The following is a 408-nucleotide window of genomic DNA, read 5'->3' as shown; positions in this document are numbered from 1 at the left end:
GCCTGCACCAATACACACGTCATCGCCTGGCATTGGTGCCTGCGCGAAAGCTCATACGAGTACCTGAAACTGCTCGACAAAATCGCGCAACCACTCATCGTCACCACCGACGGGGCAGGCGGAGCACTCAAGGCACTGCGTATTAAATGGCCCGATGTGACCATCCAGCGTTGCTTAGTTCACGTCCAACGCAACACTTTTGCTGATATCAGCCGCAACCCGATTCACCCAGCGCATAAAGCAATCCGGAAACTGGGCTACATGCTTGTCCAAGTACGCAATCCCGAGGATGCTGCGCGGTTTACAGCTGCAGTCCACCACACCCGCATTACCTTTGCTGATTGGCTTAAAGAGCGAACCTACCGCAGTGCTATACCAGCAGGCCAAGTACCGAAATGGGTCAGCCCC

1 protein-coding gene is annotated in these 408 nt (G+C 55.1%); it reads left to right on the top strand.

From position 1 onward, the window contains the following. The coding region (locus HMPREF2565_RS13280) for a transposase (RefSeq protein WP_210385862.1) at positions 1-408 on the top strand (408 nt) is incomplete at both ends.

It is taken from the genome of Corynebacterium sp. HMSC072A04, from assembly GCF_001809235.1.
Classification (GTDB): domain Bacteria; phylum Actinomycetota; class Actinomycetes; order Mycobacteriales; family Mycobacteriaceae; genus Corynebacterium; species Corynebacterium hiratae.
This window is presented reverse-complemented; position numbering and strand designations above follow the sequence as displayed.